The 19,535-nt window shown below is 32.5% G+C and carries 27 protein-coding genes; 13 read left to right on the top strand and 14 right to left on the bottom strand.

Annotation, left to right across the window (positions count from 1 at the left end; translation table 11 throughout):
* Positions 1-30: 30 nt before the first annotated feature.
* Complete coding sequence (locus tag C6990_RS04555) at positions 31-198, bottom strand: hypothetical protein (RefSeq protein WP_182128804.1); 168 nt, start codon at positions 196-198, stop codon at positions 31-33.
* 54 nt (positions 199-252) lie between these two features.
* The gene (locus tag C6990_RS04550; protein ID WP_182128802.1) at positions 253-1,173 is read right to left on the bottom strand and encodes a carboxypeptidase regulatory-like domain-containing protein; all 921 of its coding nucleotides are present in this window, start codon (positions 1,171-1,173) and stop codon (positions 253-255) included.
* 150 nt (positions 1,174-1,323) lie between these two features.
* Between C6990_RS04550 and C6990_RS04545 the strand changes: the two genes are divergently transcribed.
* Positions 1,324-1,983, top strand: coding sequence for a hypothetical protein (locus C6990_RS04545; RefSeq protein ID WP_182128800.1), 660 nt, complete (start codon positions 1,324-1,326; stop codon positions 1,981-1,983).
* 182 nt (positions 1,984-2,165) lie between these two features.
* Here C6990_RS04545 and C6990_RS04540 read toward each other — a convergent pair whose 3' ends face one another.
* Positions 2,166-2,846, bottom strand: a complete 681-nt coding sequence (locus C6990_RS04540; RefSeq protein ID WP_182128798.1) for a PAC2 family protein — start codon at positions 2,844-2,846, stop codon at positions 2,166-2,168.
* 342 nt (positions 2,847-3,188) lie between these two features.
* Here C6990_RS04540 and C6990_RS04535 point away from each other — a divergent pair, with 342 nt between their 5' ends.
* Positions 3,189-4,913 carry a DEAD/DEAH box helicase gene (locus tag C6990_RS04535; protein ID WP_182128795.1) on the top strand — a complete coding sequence of 575 codons (1,725 nt, stop codon included), beginning with the start codon at positions 3,189-3,191 and terminating at the stop codon, positions 4,911-4,913.
* Here C6990_RS04535 and C6990_RS04530 read toward each other — a convergent pair whose 3' ends face one another.
* Positions 4,914-5,525: a hypothetical protein gene (locus C6990_RS04530; RefSeq protein WP_182128793.1), complete on the bottom strand. Its 612-nt coding sequence runs from the start codon at positions 5,523-5,525 to the stop codon at positions 4,914-4,916.
* Between the two features lie 81 nt (positions 5,526-5,606).
* On the opposite strand from C6990_RS04530, the gene C6990_RS04525 reads away from it, so the two are divergent.
* The 6 genes from C6990_RS04525 to C6990_RS04500 all read left to right on the top strand — a co-directional run bounded on the left by C6990_RS04525 (position 5,607) and on the right by C6990_RS04500 (position 9,845).
* Positions 5,607-6,230: a superoxide dismutase gene (locus tag C6990_RS04525; protein WP_182129102.1), complete on the top strand. Its 624-nt coding sequence runs from the start codon at positions 5,607-5,609 to the stop codon at positions 6,228-6,230.
* Between the two features lie 42 nt (positions 6,231-6,272).
* On the top strand, positions 6,273-7,583 hold the full coding sequence (locus C6990_RS04520; RefSeq protein WP_182128791.1) for a DUF7482 domain-containing protein: 1,311 nt from the start codon (positions 6,273-6,275) through the stop codon (positions 7,581-7,583).
* Between the two features lie 115 nt (positions 7,584-7,698).
* Positions 7,699-8,073: a hypothetical protein gene (locus tag C6990_RS04515; protein WP_182128789.1), complete on the top strand. Its 375-nt coding sequence runs from the start codon at positions 7,699-7,701 to the stop codon at positions 8,071-8,073.
* 243 nt (positions 8,074-8,316) lie between these two features.
* The gene (locus C6990_RS04510) at positions 8,317-8,712 is read left to right on the top strand and encodes a DUF6659 family protein (RefSeq protein ID WP_255465201.1); all 396 of its coding nucleotides are present in this window, start codon (positions 8,317-8,319) and stop codon (positions 8,710-8,712) included.
* 55 nt (positions 8,713-8,767) lie between these two features.
* A complete protein-coding gene (locus C6990_RS04505) occupies positions 8,768-9,133 on the top strand; it encodes a response regulator (RefSeq protein WP_182128785.1) in 366 nt (121 codons plus the stop codon).
* Between the two features lie 331 nt (positions 9,134-9,464).
* The gene (locus C6990_RS04500; RefSeq protein WP_182128783.1) at positions 9,465-9,845 is read left to right on the top strand and encodes a response regulator; all 381 of its coding nucleotides are present in this window, start codon (positions 9,465-9,467) and stop codon (positions 9,843-9,845) included.
* Positions 9,846-9,874: 29 nt separating this feature from the next.
* On the opposite strand, the gene C6990_RS04495 is transcribed toward C6990_RS04500, so the two are convergent.
* Positions 9,875-10,570 carry a zinc-ribbon domain-containing protein gene (locus C6990_RS04495; RefSeq protein ID WP_182128781.1) on the bottom strand — a complete coding sequence of 232 codons (696 nt, stop codon included), beginning with the start codon at positions 10,568-10,570 and terminating at the stop codon, positions 9,875-9,877.
* A 102-nt stretch (positions 10,571-10,672) separates the two neighbouring features.
* Here C6990_RS04495 and C6990_RS04490 point away from each other — a divergent pair, with 102 nt between their 5' ends.
* Positions 10,673-10,924, top strand: coding sequence for a hypothetical protein (locus C6990_RS04490; protein ID WP_182128779.1), 252 nt, complete (start codon positions 10,673-10,675; stop codon positions 10,922-10,924).
* Between the two features lie 18 nt (positions 10,925-10,942).
* Here the strand turns inward: C6990_RS04490 and C6990_RS04485 are convergent, their stop codons facing one another.
* The 4 genes from C6990_RS04485 to C6990_RS04470 form a co-directional block, all read right to left on the bottom strand.
* The gene (locus tag C6990_RS04485) at positions 10,943-11,086 is read right to left on the bottom strand and encodes a DUF5679 domain-containing protein (RefSeq protein WP_179372675.1); all 144 of its coding nucleotides are present in this window, start codon (positions 11,084-11,086) and stop codon (positions 10,943-10,945) included.
* Positions 11,087-11,278: 192 nt separating this feature from the next.
* Positions 11,279-11,704 carry a hypothetical protein gene (locus tag C6990_RS04480; protein WP_255465198.1) on the bottom strand — a complete coding sequence of 142 codons (426 nt, stop codon included), beginning with the start codon at positions 11,702-11,704 and terminating at the stop codon, positions 11,279-11,281.
* Positions 11,705-11,770: 66 nt separating this feature from the next.
* The gene (locus C6990_RS04475; protein WP_182128777.1) at positions 11,771-13,222 is read right to left on the bottom strand and encodes an FAD-binding oxidoreductase; all 1,452 of its coding nucleotides are present in this window, start codon (positions 13,220-13,222) and stop codon (positions 11,771-11,773) included.
* A gap of 9 nt (positions 13,223-13,231) precedes the next feature.
* Positions 13,232-14,548, bottom strand: coding sequence for an HD domain-containing protein (locus C6990_RS04470; RefSeq protein ID WP_255465197.1), 1,317 nt, complete (start codon positions 14,546-14,548; stop codon positions 13,232-13,234).
* Between the two features lie 159 nt (positions 14,549-14,707).
* Between C6990_RS04470 and C6990_RS04465 the strand changes: the two genes are divergently transcribed.
* On the top strand, positions 14,708-15,112 hold the full coding sequence (locus tag C6990_RS04465) for a hypothetical protein (RefSeq protein ID WP_182128775.1): 405 nt from the start codon (positions 14,708-14,710) through the stop codon (positions 15,110-15,112).
* On the opposite strand, the gene C6990_RS04460 is transcribed toward C6990_RS04465, so the two are convergent.
* Together C6990_RS04460 and C6990_RS04455 are read right to left on the bottom strand one after the other, a co-directional pair.
* Positions 15,109-15,663: a DnaJ domain-containing protein gene (locus C6990_RS04460; RefSeq protein ID WP_182128773.1), complete on the bottom strand. Its 555-nt coding sequence runs from the start codon at positions 15,661-15,663 to the stop codon at positions 15,109-15,111. The two genes, C6990_RS04465 and C6990_RS04460, sit on opposite strands and share 4 nt — an antisense overlap.
* A gap of 4 nt (positions 15,664-15,667) precedes the next feature.
* Entirely contained in the window at positions 15,668-16,111 is a 444-nt protein-coding gene (locus C6990_RS04455) for an Lrp/AsnC family transcriptional regulator (RefSeq protein WP_182128771.1), read from the bottom strand.
* Between the two features lie 124 nt (positions 16,112-16,235).
* On the opposite strand from C6990_RS04455, the gene C6990_RS04450 reads away from it, so the two are divergent.
* Complete coding sequence (locus C6990_RS04450) at positions 16,236-16,463, top strand: tetratricopeptide repeat protein (RefSeq protein WP_182128769.1); 228 nt, start codon at positions 16,236-16,238, stop codon at positions 16,461-16,463.
* Positions 16,464-16,679: 216 nt separating this feature from the next.
* Complete coding sequence (locus tag C6990_RS04445) at positions 16,680-17,174, top strand: tetratricopeptide repeat protein (RefSeq protein ID WP_182128767.1); 495 nt, start codon at positions 16,680-16,682, stop codon at positions 17,172-17,174.
* Here the strand turns inward: C6990_RS04445 and C6990_RS04440 are convergent.
* Entirely contained in the window at positions 17,161-17,331 is a 171-nt protein-coding gene (locus tag C6990_RS04440; RefSeq protein ID WP_182128765.1) for a hypothetical protein, read from the bottom strand. The two genes, C6990_RS04445 and C6990_RS04440, sit on opposite strands and share 14 nt — an antisense overlap.
* Before the next feature lie 74 nt (positions 17,332-17,405).
* On the opposite strand from C6990_RS04440, the gene C6990_RS04435 reads away from it, so the two are divergent.
* Positions 17,406-18,503, top strand: a complete 1,098-nt coding sequence (locus tag C6990_RS04435; protein WP_182128763.1) for a radical SAM protein — start codon at positions 17,406-17,408, stop codon at positions 18,501-18,503.
* Here the strand turns inward: C6990_RS04435 and C6990_RS04430 are convergent.
* Together C6990_RS04430 and C6990_RS04425 are read right to left on the bottom strand one after the other, a co-directional pair.
* Positions 18,500-18,805 (bottom strand): MTH1187 family thiamine-binding protein, encoded by a 306-nt coding sequence (locus tag C6990_RS04430; RefSeq protein WP_182128761.1) that lies wholly within the window; start codon positions 18,803-18,805, stop codon positions 18,500-18,502. The two genes, C6990_RS04435 and C6990_RS04430, sit on opposite strands and share 4 nt — an antisense overlap.
* A gap of 296 nt (positions 18,806-19,101) precedes the next feature.
* Positions 19,102-19,380 (bottom strand): hypothetical protein, encoded by a 279-nt coding sequence (locus C6990_RS04425; protein WP_182129096.1) that lies wholly within the window; start codon positions 19,378-19,380, stop codon positions 19,102-19,104.
* Between the last annotated feature and the right edge of the window lie 155 nt (positions 19,381-19,535).

The raw sequence follows: 19,535 nt of genomic DNA, 5'->3' as shown, positions 1-19,535 counted from the left end.
TAAAAATTGTTTAGAAAAAGAAAAATGCTGTCATGCACAGCAGATGGATTTTTTGAACTCTTCTGAATTTCTCTCAAAGTTGCATTCTTTGCATACTTGCCAACTTCTTTTCTTGAGAATGGTAAATGATGATTCATAACTAACTGAATACATTTTTCCGCCACATGTTGGACAAGATAATGGGATATCTATTTTCATCAACTTTTATTTTGTAATTTTGAATATAAGGCCCGCGTAGAAGTTATCAATCGTTCATTGACTTTCAGAATTCTCTTCTGCAGTTAGATCCTCGTTTGAATCATTTTCTTGTTCAATTTTCTCTTGATTGAACTCTTCTAGGGTTTCTTTTGGAATTGATATTTTGTCTAAAAATGCTTGTCTTGCCTCTTCATATGTCCCCCCATTGGCTAGAATTTCATCTCTTAATTTCTGAGCTTCCTCAAAATTATTCTTTGTAAAGTTGAGTTGGCTAATTACCAAATCCTTTATTTCTGGATTTAGACTGTTAATGTAATCATCATATTGGAGTCCACCATATGTTCCTGCACCTGGTTTGTACTCTTCAATTGCTTGATTCCTTAGATTTTCTGCAATCAATCTTTGCTGCTCTATGAAAATTTTATCTTCTGAAGGCTTTTGGGCAATTTTTTGCTCTGAGATTAATTCGTCTAACAATTTATGGTAATACTTGAACAATGTCTGTCCAATCGGATTTTTTACAAAATCGCTTTCATTTGAGCTAAGATACTTTCTTGCTTCGTCTGTGGATAATTTTTGTTGCAGAGCTGACACTTGAGACACTTCTCCTTTAACTTGAAATTCTGTACTGGATAATCCTGTCATTCCATACCATGAACCAATGACGTTTACAATGTAGGTGCCTGGGATTCTTTCAAAGTCTTTAATTTCTCCTTTAAACACTCCCCATGGGTCAGTAAACGCTTTTGTGTTGTAAGAGCCTGCCTTGATGAAAACTTCTGCACCTCTGATTGGTTTGTATGCGTGGTCTACAACTTTGCCTGTAACAATTACTGAATCTCCTGAATAAATTGCAGCTTTTTCTACATTGACATCAATTACTAATTCCCACAACTCTGCATGGGAAGTAGAAACAACTGAAAATAACATTAAAAATGAAAATAAACCAATTACTCCAAGCCTACTTTTGTACACGTCTCATTCTTTGGATTTTCCTTGTTAAGACAAAGTATGAATAAAAATTAGCCATTTTTTAATTTTATTTGAGTAATTTTGACTCTTTTTTGGGCTAAACTTTTGATTCCCAACTACTCTTAAACTAGCAGATTTATCGTATCTTCAATCATGGACTTGGTAAAATTCCGAAACGATGTAAATCAAATGACTGAAAAATTATCCTTTGGTCTCAAAGAAAAGGATGTTTACAAACTCAAAAATGTCTCAAAACAATTAACTGAGATGTATCAAAAAAATCTAGTAAAAATCAATCATTCTATTTTGGAATTAATTTGTGCAAGTAATCTGATTTCTAGAGGATATTTAGTTAAAGTTGAAAAAGATGTTTCAGAGATCTTGGTATGTGATATTTATGCAAAAAAAGGAGATGGTGATACCATCATTGAAATTGAAACAGGATTCACCCCTCCTGATCATGCTATGGATACAGTAGATTATTTTGCTGCAAGAATAATTAGTAAAATTGCAAGATACAGCCAATATTGTTCAAAATTTTCATTGGCTACTCCTGCAGTTGGCATATTGCCTATTTCAAAGATATTTCTCTTGCCCCCAAATGCACGAAAAGAGCAAGACGTAAAAAAAGTTCAAGAATTATGTGATCGGTATTACAAAAACCCCCCAATCAAATATGATGAGATTCTTAATGCTCACCTCCATTCCATTTATCTGATAAATATAGACAAAGGTTTTGCAAAAGAAGTTGATCCGCAAGGATATGTAGAATTAACTGAGAATCTTCTTAGACGAAGTGAAGTAGAGTACTAATCTATAGAAAAAATTCAAATTCATCTATGTTTTATGATTTGTAAGATGATTTGCGCTGCATGTGAGACGAGGAAACATTTTGAGTGTATTGATTGTATGAATAATCATAAAACTCATCTATGCAGCTGTGATTGCCATGATGAAAATACTGAACCCCATCCTGTGGGAAGCTCGCACTGATCTCAATTTTTAAATTTTCTTTCAATCTCTTGAGCCATTATTTCTAATTGACTAGTATTCCCCAATTTTCTGTAAGTCAATTTTTCAATAGTTTTGATAATGCTTATTGCTGCTCTATATTGTGGAATTTCAGGCTCATTTAATTCCCCATACATCCCAATACCGTGAATTTGATTTTTTTTTGCAAATCCCAAAATCAACCCATTAAAGCCCGTAATTATTGATTTTTGGGGAGTTGTACTTACATCCAGCGTTTCCATCTGTTTTGTTAACTCTATTGATGTCGTAGTGATGTATGTTTTTGGGGTATTGTTTAGTGGCCTATTAGTGTGGAATCCTCCTAATGTGTAAATGAATTTTGCAGAATATTTTTTTGCAATATCCATTACGTCTTGACACAATGCATTCAATTCACTATTGCTTTGCGGCTGACCTTTTCCGCCTCCAAATACAATTAAATCCTCAGTGTATTTGTATTCCCAACTCTCATCTGGAAGATCAATGTATCCTCCATTATCAACTACATATGTTGGATATGGTGTTTTTGCAGTTCTGAATGTTTTTGTTTTTAATGAATCATTGATGAAATTTACTACTATACTTCCAACATTACCCATGTCTTGCATTGCAGCTATTATGATTGGTTTCTCAATATCTGGTTCTTCCTTTTGAATAAAATCCACAATGTCTCTGAAATCTAATGAATTTTAAAGATATGTTATAATCTATTTTTAAAAATCATGTTTTGATATTTTTTGTAAAATTAAGTATTCTGTATCTAACTTATTTTTTTCTGGTATATGTTGATAAATTTCCAAACATTGTGAAATTTAAAATCTGATTTAATCTGATAATCCTCATTTTGATTATGATCTTTTGTTTTTTTGAGCCTGAGCATCTAATGATTTATTCCATATATGTAAACATGTATCATATTTTAACTCTTTTAGTTCAGAGCCACTTTTTTCGATGATCGAGAAAAATATCAAGATTCATAAGGCAAAAAAACTTTCTATCGACAAATTATGGAAACATCCATGGAAAACATTGGTACCTTAGAGTACGTTCTTGACAAATATTCTAAAATCTGGTGTTGGAAAATTACTGGTGATCGTGCTGTAAACATGATTTCAAGGCTAGTTCCTGAAGCATGGTATGGTGAAAATGTTAATGAGGTAATAATTACTGATAACACCGAAAATGTAAAACAACTAAAACTCATTATGGATAGATATCCACTAGAAATTCTATCAAAAACTATCTGGCAACGAAAAATTGTAAAAACGTATGCTCCAAAGCCTGCACTGCCTCCAATTAAACACAAACTCAAGAAAGCAAAAGCTGGGGAACAATTTCGTGGAAAACTTTTGAATTTTCAAAAAGAAGGTTTGGATTTCTTACTAAAATCATCTGGTAATGCGTTATTAGCTGATGAAATGGGGTTGGGTAAAACTGTTCAAACTTTATCTTATGTCTCAACTGAAAAACAAACTTTTCCGGTACTCGTTGTTGCTCCATTAGTTACATTGAACAACTGGGAAAGAGAAATTGGAAAATTCTTAAAGAAAAAAAGCAGAAATGGTAGAATTTTAGAATCTGAATCACCTAGTGTTACAATTATACGAACTGGCAAGTCCAAGGAATTACCGCTAACAGATATCTACATTATCAATTATGAATTACTTTTAAAAAGATCCGAGGATCTGATGAAAGTTGGTTTACGTACCATAGTTTGTGATGAAGTTCATAATCTAAGATCAAAGACTACTCAAAAATACAAAGCAGTAAAAAAACTGGCAGCACTTCCATCAATATTGTATAGAATTGGTTTATCGGGTACTCCAATTTACAATAGGGGTTCTGAAATATGGCCCATTATTGATATTATCAAACCAGGGCTTCTTGGAAGCTTTAAAGAATTCTGTGAATACTTTTGTTATGTTAATGAAAAAGGGAAAGCGATTGTTTTGGAAAATAAACGTGCATCACTTAGAAATGAATTGCAAAAACACGTGATGCTTAGACGAAAGAAATCTGATGTGTTAAAAGAGCTAAAAGACAAAGTACGCTACAAGGAGGTAATTGCAGCTGATACTGATTATTATCTTGAAGAGCTTGACAAAATTTGGAAAAAACTTGAAGAAGAGCAGAAAGTTGCGGAAAATGAGTTTTCTAAATCTGCTTCATATCATAGGGCAATTCAAAGTGAAAGACAGATTGCGGGTCTTGCAAAACTCCCACACGTAATTAATTTCGTTAAAAATATCATGGAGATAGAAGAAAGCGTCGTTGTATTTTGTCATCACAAAGTAATCCATAAACTTCTAAATGAGAGTCTGGAGGAATTTTCCCCTGTTTCAATAATTGGTGGACAATCAGATTCGTTAAGACAGGATCAAATTGACAAATTCCAAAAAGGAGAATCAAAACTTATGATTGCAGGTATTCGTGCAGGTAATGTGGGAATTAATTTGACTAGAGCAAAATATGTAATTTTTGCCGAACTTGATTGGAGCCCTGCAATTCATAGACAAGCAGAAGATAGACTACATCGAATTGGTCAAAAAAATACTGTCTTTGCATATTATTTGATAGGTGCAGGAACACTTGATGATCATGTGGCAAATATCTTGGTCGATAAAAGTTATGAAATTGATGAAATAATGGATGATTCTACTGATAATTATGAAAATAAAGATAAAGCAGAATTAATCTTGGCGCAAATTCAGGATAAAATCAATTCAAAATAATTATACTTTTAATCTGTTTTTTAATTTTGATAATTTTTCATTAATATTGTTTTTTTCAGATTGTTCTAATTTAGAACTCTGTGTAATTGCTTGAATCTCATCAATTAAACTAGTTATCTCTATTTCTGGAGTTGGACCTGAAAATTTTGTCTTATCGAAACCATTTTCTTCTGTTTTATCAATCTCTTCTATTCCGTCAGGAAGTATTTCGTAAATTTTCACTACTTTTTCTTCTTGCCTTTGAGGAGACATCAGTACAAATTGACTTTTTCTTAATCTTTCCAAATTCTCTAAGATTTCTTCTTCATCTATTCTGAGAATGTCTATGATCTGTTTTAGACTACATGATTTTATTTGAAGAAGACGTAAAATTTTTGCCCATATTGGAATATTACTCCAAAGAATATCTTTTGCTAGTTCAGTAATTGAAAAGGAGCCATCATTATTTAGAGAAATAAATTTTCTATCTTTGAGTGATGCTAGAGAATCTAAAATTTTTCCAACACCTAATCTCTTTAATTCTGAATTCTCAAGATTGTTCTCATTAAAAGTCCCATTTACAGTCATTGCCAAATCTAAAATTTCCAAATCAATGGTGCCAAGTTTCCTCATGATATTTTATCTCCATCAAAATTTATCATCACTCCCTATTTTTGTCTTGAAGAATATATGTGGATAACAAAAATTTATTCTGTGGTAAGATATGAACTTCCAAGACTACCCTATGACTATGATGAACTAGAACCTTTCATTGATAAAGAAACAATGAAAATACATCATCTCAAACATCATCAGGCATATGTTGATGGGTTAAACAAATCTCTTGCAGAAATTGGTGGGGCTTCTCATCCAAAATATATCTCATCAATTTTATCTGAGATTTCATCTATTCCTGAATCTGGGAGAAACTCAATCAATTTTTTTGGTGGTGGATTTGAAAACCATAGATTGTTTTGGGAAACAATGACTCCTGATAGTGAAGGAAAGCCTAGTGGGAAAATTGAAGGGGCAATTGATGTATATTTTGATAGTTTTGAGAATTTCAAAAAAATATTTTCAGAAAAAGCAAATTCAATCCAGGGAAGTGGCTGGTGTTGGTTAGTCTTTAATCAAACTTATAATAAAATTGAAATCATCACAACTGAAAATCAAGATAGTCCTTGGACTGTTCAAAAAACACCCTTGTTGGGATTGGATGTGTGGGAGCATGCATACTATTTGAAGTATCAAAACAAAAGAGCGGATTATGTAAATGCATGGTGGAATGTTGTAAACTGGGATTATGTTGGAAATAGATTTTCTGAACTTCCTGTATGATTTGGATAAATTCTTTTAAGGAAAATACCTTGTTTTCTACTCATGAACAAGAGTCTAAGATACATTGCATTGCTTGCAATTTTACCCTTGTTTACAACAGGTTTGGGAACTGACTATTTTACAAATGCCGATGCCCTAAAAAGCAAAGGAACTGCAACCTCTCAATATGGTTCTAGTACCGGTATTTGTGGATTAGACCTATGTTCTAACTATCCAGGCGGAAGATCTGCTTGGGAATCTGATCAAGGTAGTAAAACCACTCCTGTAGCTCCAGTTGAAGAAAAACACATGGAAAAAGAAACCATGGAAGAAAAACACATGGAAAAAGAAACCATGGAAGAAAAACACATGGAAAAAGAAACCATGGAAGAAACTGAAGCTGACATGGGTTCTGTACTTAGATTATCTAGAACTAACGTTCCAGCAACAATACCTCTGCATCATGGATATTATAACGGTGAAAATGTTTACTTTATCATCACTGATTCAAGTGATCCAACTCATGCAGAAATCATTACAAAAAATCAAGGTTGGAAAGTCGAACTTGCTCCACTATTGAAAAACACTCCTGAAGAAGCTCTTTCAAAAACCTACATGTTTACAAACGGAATAGAAGGTAAGGGTGTGCATGGTTTTCAAAGTGAAGTTTTCACTAGTACCCCTGCACAAACAGATGTGTACAGTGCTCTAACTTCACATGTCCATGTTACATGGAATGATGGTGCAACTCCGAGAGTACTTGATTCAGATGCAATGATTATGAAAGCAGCTGATAACGATGAAATCACATTAACTCCGCTTAATGTGGTTTTGAATATGCCACAAATTGTTTGGCCGGAAGGTCAAATGATGGTTAAAGAGGATAAAACTTTGACTGATGAAACTCCCTATGGGGGTGGCCAAGTTCTTGATATCGATACAGAAGATATGACTGTGACTTTCATATCTCATCGTGGATGGGGCCCTGATGGTAGAACAATCTATTACATTGTAACTGATGCTACTCCTAGCGGCCCAGCTAAAATGATGGGTGTTGTAAGTACACCAACATCTGCAAGCTTGATTGCAAATTCAGCAGCAGTAGACTTGTATCAATTTAAAAATGGTTTAACTGGTACTGGCCCATTGGGATTCCAACCTGGAATTGCAGCTGGTGCCCCTGGTGATGCAAATTATTCTCCAATGTGGCGAATCTTTATGATTGGTTGGGAGGATGATAAAAATGCACAAATACTGGAAACTATTGATGATATAAACGCCTACAAAGAATTTGGATTGATCAACATTGGTATTGCACGTCCAATGGATAGTGACCACATTGTTAACTGTCCATTTATCGACCCATTCCAATAAGATCCCTTTTTTATTTTTTAAATTATTTACATTTGTTAAAATTTAGTGATTTTTTTTAACAAATTTTCAGAGAATCAACTATTGGATTTATCTCTTATGATGACAATAATGAATTATGAGTATTTCTGGAATGTACATGTTAAACACTTCACAATTTGAAGAAAAAAAGATAGAGGCAGCACTTGAAATGCTGTATGTTGATAGAAAAAATGAATTCCGTGAACTGTCTCATGTATTGCTGAGTGAAAAGGCGCTGAAATCCATGCTTAATTGGAAAGAATTTGTATTGAATTTTTCTTTGGATGTGGAAAGTGCTTTTAAATCGTGGTCTGGGCAAAGCCCTTTAACTGTGAGTTCTCCACAAAAAGCTCTGACTATACTAAGACAGTTGGGTCATGATAAAACATCCATGAATCAACTCACACATCTGTTAAACATATCATACAATCTGTCACTTGAATTCAAAGAAATATATCGTCGTTTAAAATAATTTTATTTCTTAAATGATTGTTAGATTTCAAAGTTTTTTTAAAAATAAATTTATTTTGTAAGTGCAGTTTGAACAAACTAGATCTGATATATGTTTCTGCACTATTTCGTTTATGGTATTCACTGTGCTAATTGCAAGCAAAATAAGAGAAGAACCAAATTCTGATTTAGATAATTTGACTAATAATGTCAAAGACTAAAAACGGTTTAAAAAAATATGGTTAATACTCGAATTCTCGGTATTGTGTCTGAAAAAAAATTAGATATTTCTGAGTATGAACAAAAATGTCAGGACATATTAGATGATGATGAAATTCGATATGCTGGTCTTCTAGATGAATTTGGAACATTGTTGGCAGGAGGTCATAAACCTGGAATGACTATAAGACTCAGCGAAGCACAATTGGAATCTGTTTCAAAAGAACTTGCTTCTAGAGTATCAAAAAGAAAAAAATTTGATGAGGAATTGGGACATGTGAAATATTCTGCATCCAGAAGAGAACATGTTGTAATAATGAGTTTTCCAATTTATGATAATGTAATAATGCTAGTTGCAGAATCCAATGTCAATATTGACCGATTGGCTTTCCGAGTAATTTCAAAACTTGGAAGACAGTGGGGAGAATTCGTTGGAGAATAATATCTCATTTTATTAAGACATTATCTTATATAGTGTGATGTTATGAATATACAAAATGGTTAGTTGTATAGTAGTAGATGACGATCCTGAAACAGTAAGCAGTTTCTGTGAGTTGTTAGATATGATAGGTCTTGATGTCTTGATTACTGGTAGTAATGGTCAGGATGCAGTTGATATGTATGAAAAACATCGCCCTGATTTGATTTTTATTAATTTGATCATGCCTGAATTTGATGGATTTTATGGAATCAAAAATATTTTAAAAAATTATCCTGATGCAAAAATTGTAGTCGTCACCGGTGATTTACTGGCAGGTGAATCATATCTAATGAACACTCTAAAGGTTACAGCAGTAATCTACAAACCATTTGATATGACAATAATTAAACGAATGTTAACTAGTCTATTTTTTACAAATTAAAATTTCACACCAATTTGTTTTACGTCTCAAAAAATAGATTTACCTTAGACTATTATGTGATCATTAAATCACTTGCTAATTTTCCAAGGTGTTTCGTATGTAATCATTCCTTCTACATTTTCAATTGTTTTTTCCCAGACTTGAGGCTCTGGATTTGATTCGAAGAAATAGACTTTTCTCATATTTTGTATAGTGATATAATTCATAAAACAAATTGTTTGTAATGTTTCACAAACAAACAGCATATAGAAAAAATCTAAAAAACTCTGCTCAAATTGAGCAGACCAAATCTTTAATTTAGTTAAACTTGATAATTATCAGATGTGCTGATATGATGGTAAATGAAGTAAAGAATACTTGTATTATAATTGATGATATGAAAAGTCACCAATTTCTATTATCACAAATGGTTGAAATATGTGGTCTTGAAGTGATTGGAGTTGGAGAAAATGGTAAAGAAGGAACTGAAATTTTTCAAAAATTAAAACCGGACATTGTTTTTCTGGATATGAGGATGCCAAAATATGATGGATTTTTTGCGATTGACGGAATTACAAAAATAGATAATTCCGCAAAAATTATTGCCGTAACTGCTGATACAACTTCTGAGACTTTTGGAAAATTGAACAGTCTTCACATTCCTATTCTTTCAAAACCCTACACCATGGAAACACTTCAAAAAATTATTGATAAAGAATTACTAAAAAACTGATAATCTGAAATCTTTTCCCTTTTTGGTTTCTACCCCTCTAATACACAAGAGTTTGATTCTGAATCAAAAATTGTACCTGGACCACATTTTGAATTAATTTTTTCAGAATCTACTCCGTCATCTAATACACAAGAGTTTGATTCTGAATCAAAAATTGTACCTGGACCACATTTCGAATCACTTGATGTGGGTGAATGACTTGTCTCTTTAGATTGCTCTACCTTTGAAGGAATTACTTTGGGCTCTGCTAAATTATCTTTTTCAACTACATTATCAAAATAACCTAAACCATATGTCCCTCCAATAATAACTAAAATTAATACTGGAATGCCTACGATCATTGGAATTTTCAATCCTATTCTTAATTGATTAATTGAACCAGATGTTTTTTCGTGCTGGGTATTATTTGTCCCAACTTCAAATAATGAGGAACCGCAAAGCATACAAAAGTTTGCTCCTAGTGGTGTTTTTTTCCCACATTTCCAGCAATGAATAGTTTCTTTGTTTTCAAATTCCTCTTCACCTTTTTCTTTACTTTCTGCTTGGTCTTCTGGTTTTTGTTTATTGAGATATTTCTCTTTCATTCTTTGCAAATAATTTTGATCAGTTACCCAGATAGTTTTGTTTTCAATATATGCCTGTTTGATATGTTCTAGTCTGTATGCATCTCCTACGCCAAGTTTTAGCAGGGCATTTACCTCATCAACTATGTCTGCTGGTTCCATAAGGTATGTGTATTGGAGCTATTCAAAATTGTTTCTTTCATTATTATGATGTCATAAAATATCACATAAAATGTAAATTGAACTGATAAATCTCTCTTAATTATGGATTTCATGCTTGAAGAGGAATTAATAGATTTGATGACTTTTTGTCTTCAAAATCCAGATTCTTCTGAAATTCCTGAAAAGCATAAAAGAATTACCGAAATTGGCCATGAACTTTATGCTGATGGTGGAATTGATGCTTTGGAGAATTTCTTTTTTGTATTAAAAAATAGAATTACTGAAGAAATAGAAAAAGATCCATCCCCAATGCGTTCCTTATGGAATGGTCTTACTGATGAATGGCAGTATTGAATTTCTCTATTGAGAAATTTATCCTCTACCGATTCTGAAAATGGTTGTACTGCATGTTGGGCATGTACCCTTTATTGCAGGTTTTCCATTTTTCATGGTGTATGGTTTGGCGCCATCGATATCTCGTTTATCTCGGCACTTTACACAATATCCTATTGTCATATCTGCATTAGGCTCAAGGTTATATTAGCAAGAACTAGTTGAACTTTTTTTACTAAGAGGCAAACCTCAGATCTTAATTATTCAGTTGCAAAACTATTTTTTTCGTAACAGGATATTTTTTGCCAAAATAGGAATAATTTATTCGCATTTTTTAAATACGTAGAACTTTGGCGAGATATTTCTGTTAAAATTTTAACTCACACTGATGTTTAATTTTGAATAATTAGACAATGCACTATGATTGACTAATCCCTCCCAAACAAAAATTTCTGCAATAAATTCCCCTGAATCTTTTGGAGTCCATGATAGTGATGGATTGAGTTTCTGATCTGGTGTTAACTGTCCACTAATCCATCCTACTGACACTACAAATCCTTGCTCATTTATTATTTGAACAAGATAGACAAAATTTTGAGATTTTTGCTGATTATTTGTAATGTCTGCTGAGATCTGAATTTGTTGATTTACATTTACATTATCTGTGATGGGTTGACCAAAAGCATTTTCCAATCTTGGAATCTCCATAGTTGCTCTTTCCAATTCACTTATTGCAAATGCCCAAGTGAAACCGACAATAAAAGATGCCATGATAAACACACTCAATATTTTTATTATCACGCGTTTTTGCACAATTTTAAGTTAATAAAGCGTTTCTACATCAATTTGATCGATTAATGTAAAATTCTAGAATTTTTCAAAATTCTTGATAATTGTACTTTTCTCTGTAATTATTTTTCCTGGATTCAGTATTCTTTTTGGGTCAAAATACAGTTTGATTTCTTTGAATATCTTGTAATTTTCATTTCCATATTGCTTTTTGACAAATTCTGAGCGTGCAAGCCCATCTCCGTGCTCAGCAGTAATTGTTCCTCCCAGTTGAATAATTTCATCAAAATACTCTTGTGCGATTTTTTTGATAATGGCTGTTTCTTTATTATTTGAAATTAGCCTAACGTGAATATTTCCATTACCAGCATGTCCATAAGCAATTGATTTTGTTTTGTATTTTTTATTTAATTTTTCTAGAATTCTAAAAATTTCTGATAGATTCTCTAAGGGAACTGCTGCATCTTCAATGATGTGTGGAATTCGCTCCTTCTTTTTTATGGATTTTAAACTATAATGTAATGATGAATCTCTATACCTCCACCAAGTATTAATTTCAAAGTCTTTTTTTAATCTCTTGACAATTTTACCTGTAACTATTGATGACAGTTTTTTTTCATTTGATTTGATATTTTCATCATACTCTACAAAAAGTAGGCATTTGGTTTTTGGAGAAAATTTATAATTAATTTGTTTTAATGTTGTTTTATCTACAAATTCAATAGCTGATGGTTTAGTTTCGTTTATTATCACACAATTCATAGATGCGTCTATTATTGATTTGTATTCAATTATGAACAGAACTCGTTTTTTTGGATTATCTTTAATTTTTAATTTAATTGACAGAACAATTCCTAATGTTCCCTCAGAACCAACAATTATTTTATGAGAATCGCCGATTGATTTAATTTTATCAATTCTGAATCCTGATGAATTTTTTGATACATTGGGAAATTTTTTAACATCAATTTTTTTTGAGAGTTCTAGGATTTTCTTTGAAACTTTGATGTTTTTTGGAAGTGTTATTTTGTTTCCATTTCCATCAATGAAGGTAATCTCTGCTACATTATCAATCACACTTCCATATTTTAAACTCCTACTTCCACTAGAATTATTTCCGATCATCCCTCCAACTGAACAAAAAGATCCAATAGATGGATTTGGTGGAAAAAATTTGTTATGCTCTTCTAATTTTTTATCTAGATTCCCTTTGACAACCCCTGGACCTACTATTACACAATTTTTTGTAATTTTTAATGAATCAAACTTTTTCAAGTCTAGTATGATTCCATTGTTTAGAGCACTTCCAACAAGTCCTGTGCCTGCACCCCTTACAGTAACAGATGAATTAAAATCTCTTGCAATCTGAATTGTTCTAATAATATCTTTTTCATCTTTTGGAACTACGATTACCTTTGGAATAATTTGATATGAACTAGAATCTACAGAATAAAAATCCCTTAATTCTTTTTGAGAATACACATCTCCTGATATTGATGATTCTAATGATTTTACTATTGATTTTTTCATAGATTGAATCTAAATTATGATTCTATAGTAATCCCATCTTTCGGGATCAAATAACGTTACAAATTCTGCTTGCTCTTTGTCCACCCTTGCTCTTATGACATCTCTTAATGCAAAACTTGATAGAAATTTGTATTTCATAGAGTGTGCTTGCATTATGAAGAGGTGCCTCATCTCGCTTCCTCCTTTAAGACCCCAATACCCCATCTTCAATGCAAGAGGTTCTAAAAATATCGTATTTCCTAAACCATAATTCTCATCTCTAATCTCTTCACGTAATTGATATTTTTCAAGTGGCCCTCCTTTTGAAAAACCTATGATCTCTCCATTTTTGTCATTTAATCTGAGAGTGTTGAGAACAATTTCTGGATCTTTAATTGTTTTTTCAAAATTTTCTTTTTGAAATTGAAGTGGTTTTGGTAACTGTAAAAATATACCATATAATGTCTCGATAAATTTTGGATCGTTTCTTGTAGACATTGATTCTATTGTTGGAATCAATTTGACATTTTCATAAGAGCAATCTGCTTGAATTGTAATTTCTTGTTGTCTTAATTTCATAAAAGCAAGTACTGTGTCAAAAAAATTCTTTCTCATATCTTTTGGGAGGATCTTCAGAATTGCTTTTGCCATCTCTGTTTCCTTATTCAGTAATTCCTCAAAATATGCTACTGAACTTCTTACTATTAATGATGGTCTCCAAGCAAGCGCATGAGCATTCATCTTTGCCATTTCCATCGCTTTTGAAAAGTCTCCTAATGCATAGCCACTAATTCTATCCACTACTGAGAGATACCTTCCCATTTCCATTATGTGTTCTTGATATGGGAGATTGTTTCTTGTCAAATCTGACTTTTCAAAACATTGTGTAATTTGCTCTTCTGCATTTTTTTTCAATTGTCCACTCCAGGGATATGTTGTTCTTAAAATTAAGACCTTGATTATTTCTAAATCTATTTTTGCAGTGTCTATTAATTGCTGAAGTTTTTTGTCCATGGAAATGAATTTTAAAACACTTTCTTCGTGAGGTTTATCCACACTTTTTTGAGGATCAAAATCATGAAACAATGCTGCAACATATAGATATTTTAAATCATCATCTGAGAATTTCACTTTATTTTGAATGGATGCTAAAAGCGAAAAATAGGTTACCTCTAATTCGTGGTTAATATTGTGATATCCATAATAATCCGTTCCAAGCCCCTGGCTTTCAAAGAGGTCAATGGTATAATCTAGCATCTCAACATAACAGTCATCCTGTATTCCTTTTTGCACCATTAGATTGAGAATTTCATTTCTCATTGAATGCGTATTTGCAAATTGCTGCAATACCAAAAGAAAACAATTCCTGTTTTTAAAGATGATCTATGTTGGTAAATAATACCCTATTTTTCATCATTTGGCAATTCTATCTGAAGATTTCTACATTCCAATAGAGTACAAAATTCCACGAAACACTCAATAGAATTATGAATTAATTGTTTTTAAATGTCTGTAAATCCTGATTTACTTGGAACACTAATGTCTCAAAATGAGAACAATTCGCTAAACTTTACTTTGACATTAAATGATCTTTCATTTCCACTAATTGATGTCTCTATAACCAATTCTCCTATTCCTGTAAATGAACCTACTACACGTGGTGGAGTATATTTTTCTGATACATTTGCCTACAAAATGAAAGGTACTGTGAAAGATCTATCTATTGTACCCTTGTTGACAAAAAAGATGCTTGGACCAAATACGGAATTTGGTGAATTAAAAATAACTACACAGATAGATTGTGAAGGAAAACCTATGACTATCGAATTATTTACAAATCTAACAAACAGTGTTCAAACTCCAAATTTGATTGAACTTAGTATGATAATTGTAAAACTAAATTCTAACTAGCCTACGTTTAGATATTTATCATACCTCTCTCTCCTGTCTTTATCTGAGAGCACTTCGTATGCTTTGTTTAATTTAATCATCTCTTCTTCTGAATCTTCTTTGGTCTTGTCTGGGTGTGTTTTTTTTGCAAGCTCTCTGAACTTTTGTTTAATTTCTTCTTTTGTTGCATCATTTGAAATTCCTAGAATTTCATAATAATTTGGGAGCTCATTATTTAATGCCGCATCTCGAAATTCTTTATCTTCTTTTGTATTCTTTCTTGTACCCAACTCTTCATAATCATCTCCCCAATCTGAATGATATTTTTCATAAGTTTTTTCACTTTTTGACTCATGTTCCTCTTTATCGTAAGATGTTTTTCTACGAAGTATGATGTCTCTTGCTAAAAAAAGAAAGATTCCAATTACTGCAATGGCAAACCCTGAAAAAAGAATTATTTTCTCTTCATCTGTCACTTCAAGTTCCATATCTAGATTGTTTGATTGAGCATCAGCTATCTGTGATGCTCCAAGAATAACAAATGAAATAAGAAAAATACTAAATCGCTTCATTTTACTAAGTCAATCTAAAATCTTCTTTTGCAGTATTTAGAACTACATGTGTGATTGTATTTTCCACATTTGTAATGGATGCAAGTCCCTTTACAAATTTGCTTAATTCATTTCTTTCCTTGAATTTTGCCACTACTATGGTGTCAGTTGAACCTGTAATATCATATACTCCGCACACATTTTCGAATTTTGATATTTCCTCTTCAATACCAACAATTTTGTCATTTTTGGCAACTATCTCTATTATTGCAGTAAGTGAATACCCTATTTTTTCATGATCAATAATTGCAGTATACCCTTTGATGATCTTCTCTTTTTCCAATTTTTTTATTCTTGATAATACAGTAACCGTGGACATTCCAAGTTTGAGTGCTAACTGTCTTGCTGATTGCCTCGCATCCATCATTAAATTTTTGAGAATCTTTTCATCTGTATCGTCTAGATTCATAACTTACTATGGTGAAAAATTTATTTAAATTTTGATTCAATGTTTGAAAATTTGTTTAGTTTTATTCATATAGTATAGATAAAAATTGTCTCAAATTTAATAGAATTAATGTTTCATGTAATTTGTGAGCCAAATTCAGGAACTTGTAAAAAAAGGAAAAATCCTATTGAATGATGGAAAATTCTATGACGCATTGGGTTGCTTTGAGCAAGCCCTTCTTTTGAATCAAAACGATCCTGATCTTTGGAATTACAAGGGAGTTGCACTCCGTAGCTTAGGGCGGTATGAGGAATCAATGGAATGTTTTAACAAATCCCTTGAAATTGATCCCCGAGATAAGCATGCATCATAATATTGTGTAGTTGAATAATTCATCTACTTTATATTCATGAATTTTAACCGAATCTTGCCGTTACAAGGTTTGTAGGCATAACCTAGTTGTTCAATCACATACGGAAAGAAAAACCTTCATTCAAATCACAAACAAAATTTGTTAATTGATAAAGTCTGAGGAATTTTTATTAACTTTTACTTAATCTATATTATAAACAAAATATTATCAGACATCATGAGTGATGAAATAGATAAGATGTTACAGCAGGCATTTGATTTTGCAGATGAAGAAAATTATGATGCTGCCATCAATCTATATAATTTAGCTTTGAAAAAAGACCCTGAAAACATAAACGCTCTGATAGACAAGGGTGTTACCCTACAAAATATGGGTAGGATTAAACAAGCCATTAGAGCATACGACAAGGCTCTTCTAATTTCCCCCAATTCCCTTGATGCTCTACTAAACAAAGGTGCAGCATTACATACTAATCAAAAATATTCAGATGCAATAGAGTGCTATGATGCCGCACTAAAGATTGATAAAAAATGTGCCATGGCACTTGCTTACAAAGGATTATCGTTAGGTGAGATGGGCAAATTATCAGATGCCTTGAAACTTTTCAAAAAAGCACTCTCAATCGACAAACATTTTGACTTGGCACATATCTCAAAACAGATTGCGCAAGATCTACTAAAATCCATCAAAGAAAAGTCTAAAACACAGTAACGTCGCCGGGAGCAGGTTCTCTTTTGAGGTCTTCGTGGGATTCAAGGGATTCTTTATGTTCTAATTTTTGATGATCCCTCAATTTCTCAATATTTTCAAATCCTTCGTGACACAAGTAGCATTTTGGTTTATTTTCATCTACTAATGGCAATACCATGCTTATGATTGTATTTTGGATTACTTATCTCTTGAGACTATAAGGAATATATCATGATGAACTCATGCTATAATATGTTAGAGCAACTAGTTAGAGATTCACAATCTTTAGATCGTGCAATTGCAGGGGAAGAACTCTCATACAAAGACGGTCTTGAATTAATGAATTATGAAAATCAACACATACTGGGAGCAGTAGCAGATAATGCTAGAAAGAAACTAGTTGGAGATACAGTCACTTTTGCAGCATCCTATTACATGAATTACACAAATGTTTGTGCTGCAAGTTGTCAAATGTGTGCTTTTTATCGAAAAGATGGTGCAGATGACGCATACACTCTGACACCTCAAGAAATTGAACAAAGAGTAGGAATAGCTGAACAGATGGGTGCCACTGAAGTTCATATCGTAGGAGGTTTTCATCCGACATTACCTTTAGAATATTATGAGGACATGATGAAAGTAATCAAACAAAAACATCCTCAACTAAACATCAAAGCACTTACAGCAGCTGAAATTTACTTTTTATCAAAACTAACAAAAAATTCTACCAAAGAAATCCTTTCTCGTCTAAAAACTGCAGGACTTGATTCGATGCCAGGTGGCGGAGCTGAATTATTTCATCCGGACATTCGCGATAAGATTGTAAGAGGAAAATGTACAGGTCAGCAGTGGCTTGATGTTATTGAGGAAGCCCATAATATGGGAATTCAGAGTAATGTCACAATGTTGTATGGCCATATAGAAAAACCTGAACATATAGTTGATCATCTAATAAAAATCCGTGAATTGCAAAAAAAGACAAACGGATTTCTTACATTAATTCCCTTAAAGTTTAGCTTGGATAATACTGAATTGGAGCAAGAGCATCTGGTGAACAATGAATGTTCATCATTATATGATTTGAGAATAATTGCACTTTCGAGATTGATGCTTGCAAATGTTGTAAACAATATTTCTGTTTACTGGGTTGCATATGGAAAGAAATTAGCACAAGTTGCACTATCTAATGGCGGAAGTGATTTGGTTGGAACTGCATTTTCTGAGGAAATTTATCGGGCAGCAGGAAAACCTACAGCATCATCTGTTGAGGAATTAGCCACTATGGTAAAAGAAATTGGGCGCTCCCCAGCTCAGAGAAATACACACTTTGGAATTTTAAAACATTTCTAACCCATCTGCTTTTTAATTGAATCTAGTTTTTCTTCCATCTTTACATGCTTGTCTCTTCTTGAATCAATTTTGATTACAACTTCGACTCTTTCAACTCCGAGATTGTGAACTACTTCCATCATGGTTTTTGTAGCATCATTGATTACATCGATACTATCTGATTCTAAAATTGTCCCCATAGGATTGATTTGATATCTTAAATTTTCCTTTTTTTGAATTGACTCAATTGCCTTTGCAATGTAAAAACTAGCACTGGTTGTCTTTGTAGCCATTGGATATATGGAAATTTCAGCATGAATCAAGATTACACTAGTAAAATCTATGGAATAATTATTCTTTTTTTGTTTGGCCTGATGTGTTTTACTCTATTATGGTCTTTTTGTAAGTAATTTTAAAATGATTAGTTACTTATACTCCTGCCATCTTTTATTGAAAAGATGAGTAAATCCTGCTGGGAACTAAAAACTGAAAATGATTAAAGAAAAATGTGATAGGTGTGGTTCCCCATTGGGAACTGAAAGCAGGAAAACCAAACAAAGATTTTGTGGTAACTGCAAAAAGAAATTTGAATTATATCGAAAATAAAATTTATCTCAAATTATTCAGCAGGCTTTTTTTCTTTTCTTTTAGCAGTGTCTCTTTTCCTTCTAGCTCCAAAACTGATCAAAACCAACAAAAACCCAATACCAATCAGCATTCCAGCCAATGTGTTGTAATCTTCATTTTCTTGTTGAGCAATCATTAAATCTATTACTTCCTCTTCAGTCATTCCTGATTGACCTGCAGGCATTGTTGCACTAATATTTACTACAAGTATAATTCCTACAATAATCATTGCAATGCCTCCTGCTAGAATTCTTTTATCGACTAGTACCATTTGCAACACTAATTACTGATTCACCATATATTAGGTATTTTCTTATTTTTTCTTCCTACTGTAATTTGAAATACATTTACTACAAAGATAAGCTGGATCGGTGAGAATATTGATGCTAGCTTGTAAGTCATCTTTTGATTTGCAACTCATACATA

The organism is Nitrosopumilus sp. b3 (assembly GCF_014078525.1).
Classification (GTDB): domain Archaea; phylum Thermoproteota; class Nitrososphaeria; order Nitrososphaerales; family Nitrosopumilaceae; genus Nitrosopumilus.
This window is presented reverse-complemented; position numbering and strand designations above follow the sequence as displayed.

Bases quoted from the DNA above. Each gene is read 5' to 3' on its own strand.
- C6990_RS04555 (WP_182128804.1), bottom strand. From the start codon at position 198: ATGAAAATAGATATCCCATTATCTTGTCCAACATGTGGCGGAAAAATG.
- C6990_RS04545 (WP_182128800.1), top strand. From the start codon at position 1,324: ATGGACTTGGTAAAATTCCGAAACGATGTAAATCAAATGACTGAAAAA.
- C6990_RS04535 (WP_182128795.1), top strand. From the start codon at position 3,189: ATGGAAACATCCATGGAAAACATTGGTACCTTAGAGTACGTTCTTGAC.
- C6990_RS04530 (WP_182128793.1), bottom strand. From the start codon at position 5,525: ATGAGGAAACTTGGCACCATTGATTTGGAAATTTTAGATTTGGCAATG.
- C6990_RS04520 (WP_182128791.1), top strand. From the start codon at position 6,273: ATGAACAAGAGTCTAAGATACATTGCATTGCTTGCAATTTTACCCTTG.
- C6990_RS04515 (WP_182128789.1), top strand. From the start codon at position 7,699: ATGAGTATTTCTGGAATGTACATGTTAAACACTTCACAATTTGAAGAA.
- C6990_RS04505 (WP_182128785.1), top strand. From the start codon at position 8,768: ATGGTTAGTTGTATAGTAGTAGATGACGATCCTGAAACAGTAAGCAGT.
- C6990_RS04500 (WP_182128783.1), top strand. From the start codon at position 9,465: ATGATGGTAAATGAAGTAAAGAATACTTGTATTATAATTGATGATATG.
- C6990_RS04495 (WP_182128781.1), bottom strand. From the start codon at position 10,570: ATGGAACCAGCAGACATAGTTGATGAGGTAAATGCCCTGCTAAAACTT.
- C6990_RS04490 (WP_182128779.1), top strand. From the start codon at position 10,673: ATGGATTTCATGCTTGAAGAGGAATTAATAGATTTGATGACTTTTTGT.
- C6990_RS04485 (WP_179372675.1), bottom strand. From the start codon at position 11,086: ATGACAATAGGATATTGTGTAAAGTGCCGAGATAAACGAGATATCGAT.
- C6990_RS04475 (WP_182128777.1), bottom strand. From the start codon at position 13,222: ATGAAAAAATCAATAGTAAAATCATTAGAATCATCAATATCAGGAGAT.
- C6990_RS04465 (WP_182128775.1), top strand. From the start codon at position 14,708: ATGTCTGTAAATCCTGATTTACTTGGAACACTAATGTCTCAAAATGAG.
- C6990_RS04460 (WP_182128773.1), bottom strand. From the start codon at position 15,663: ATGAAGCGATTTAGTATTTTTCTTATTTCATTTGTTATTCTTGGAGCA.
- C6990_RS04455 (WP_182128771.1), bottom strand. From the start codon at position 16,111: ATGAATCTAGACGATACAGATGAAAAGATTCTCAAAAATTTAATGATG.
- C6990_RS04445 (WP_182128767.1), top strand. From the start codon at position 16,680: ATGAGTGATGAAATAGATAAGATGTTACAGCAGGCATTTGATTTTGCA.
- C6990_RS04440 (WP_182128765.1), bottom strand. From the start codon at position 17,331: ATGGTATTGCCATTAGTAGATGAAAATAAACCAAAATGCTACTTGTGT.
- C6990_RS04435 (WP_182128763.1), top strand. From the start codon at position 17,406: ATGTTAGAGCAACTAGTTAGAGATTCACAATCTTTAGATCGTGCAATT.
- C6990_RS04425 (WP_182129096.1), bottom strand. From the start codon at position 19,380: ATGGTACTAGTCGATAAAAGAATTCTAGCAGGAGGCATTGCAATGATT.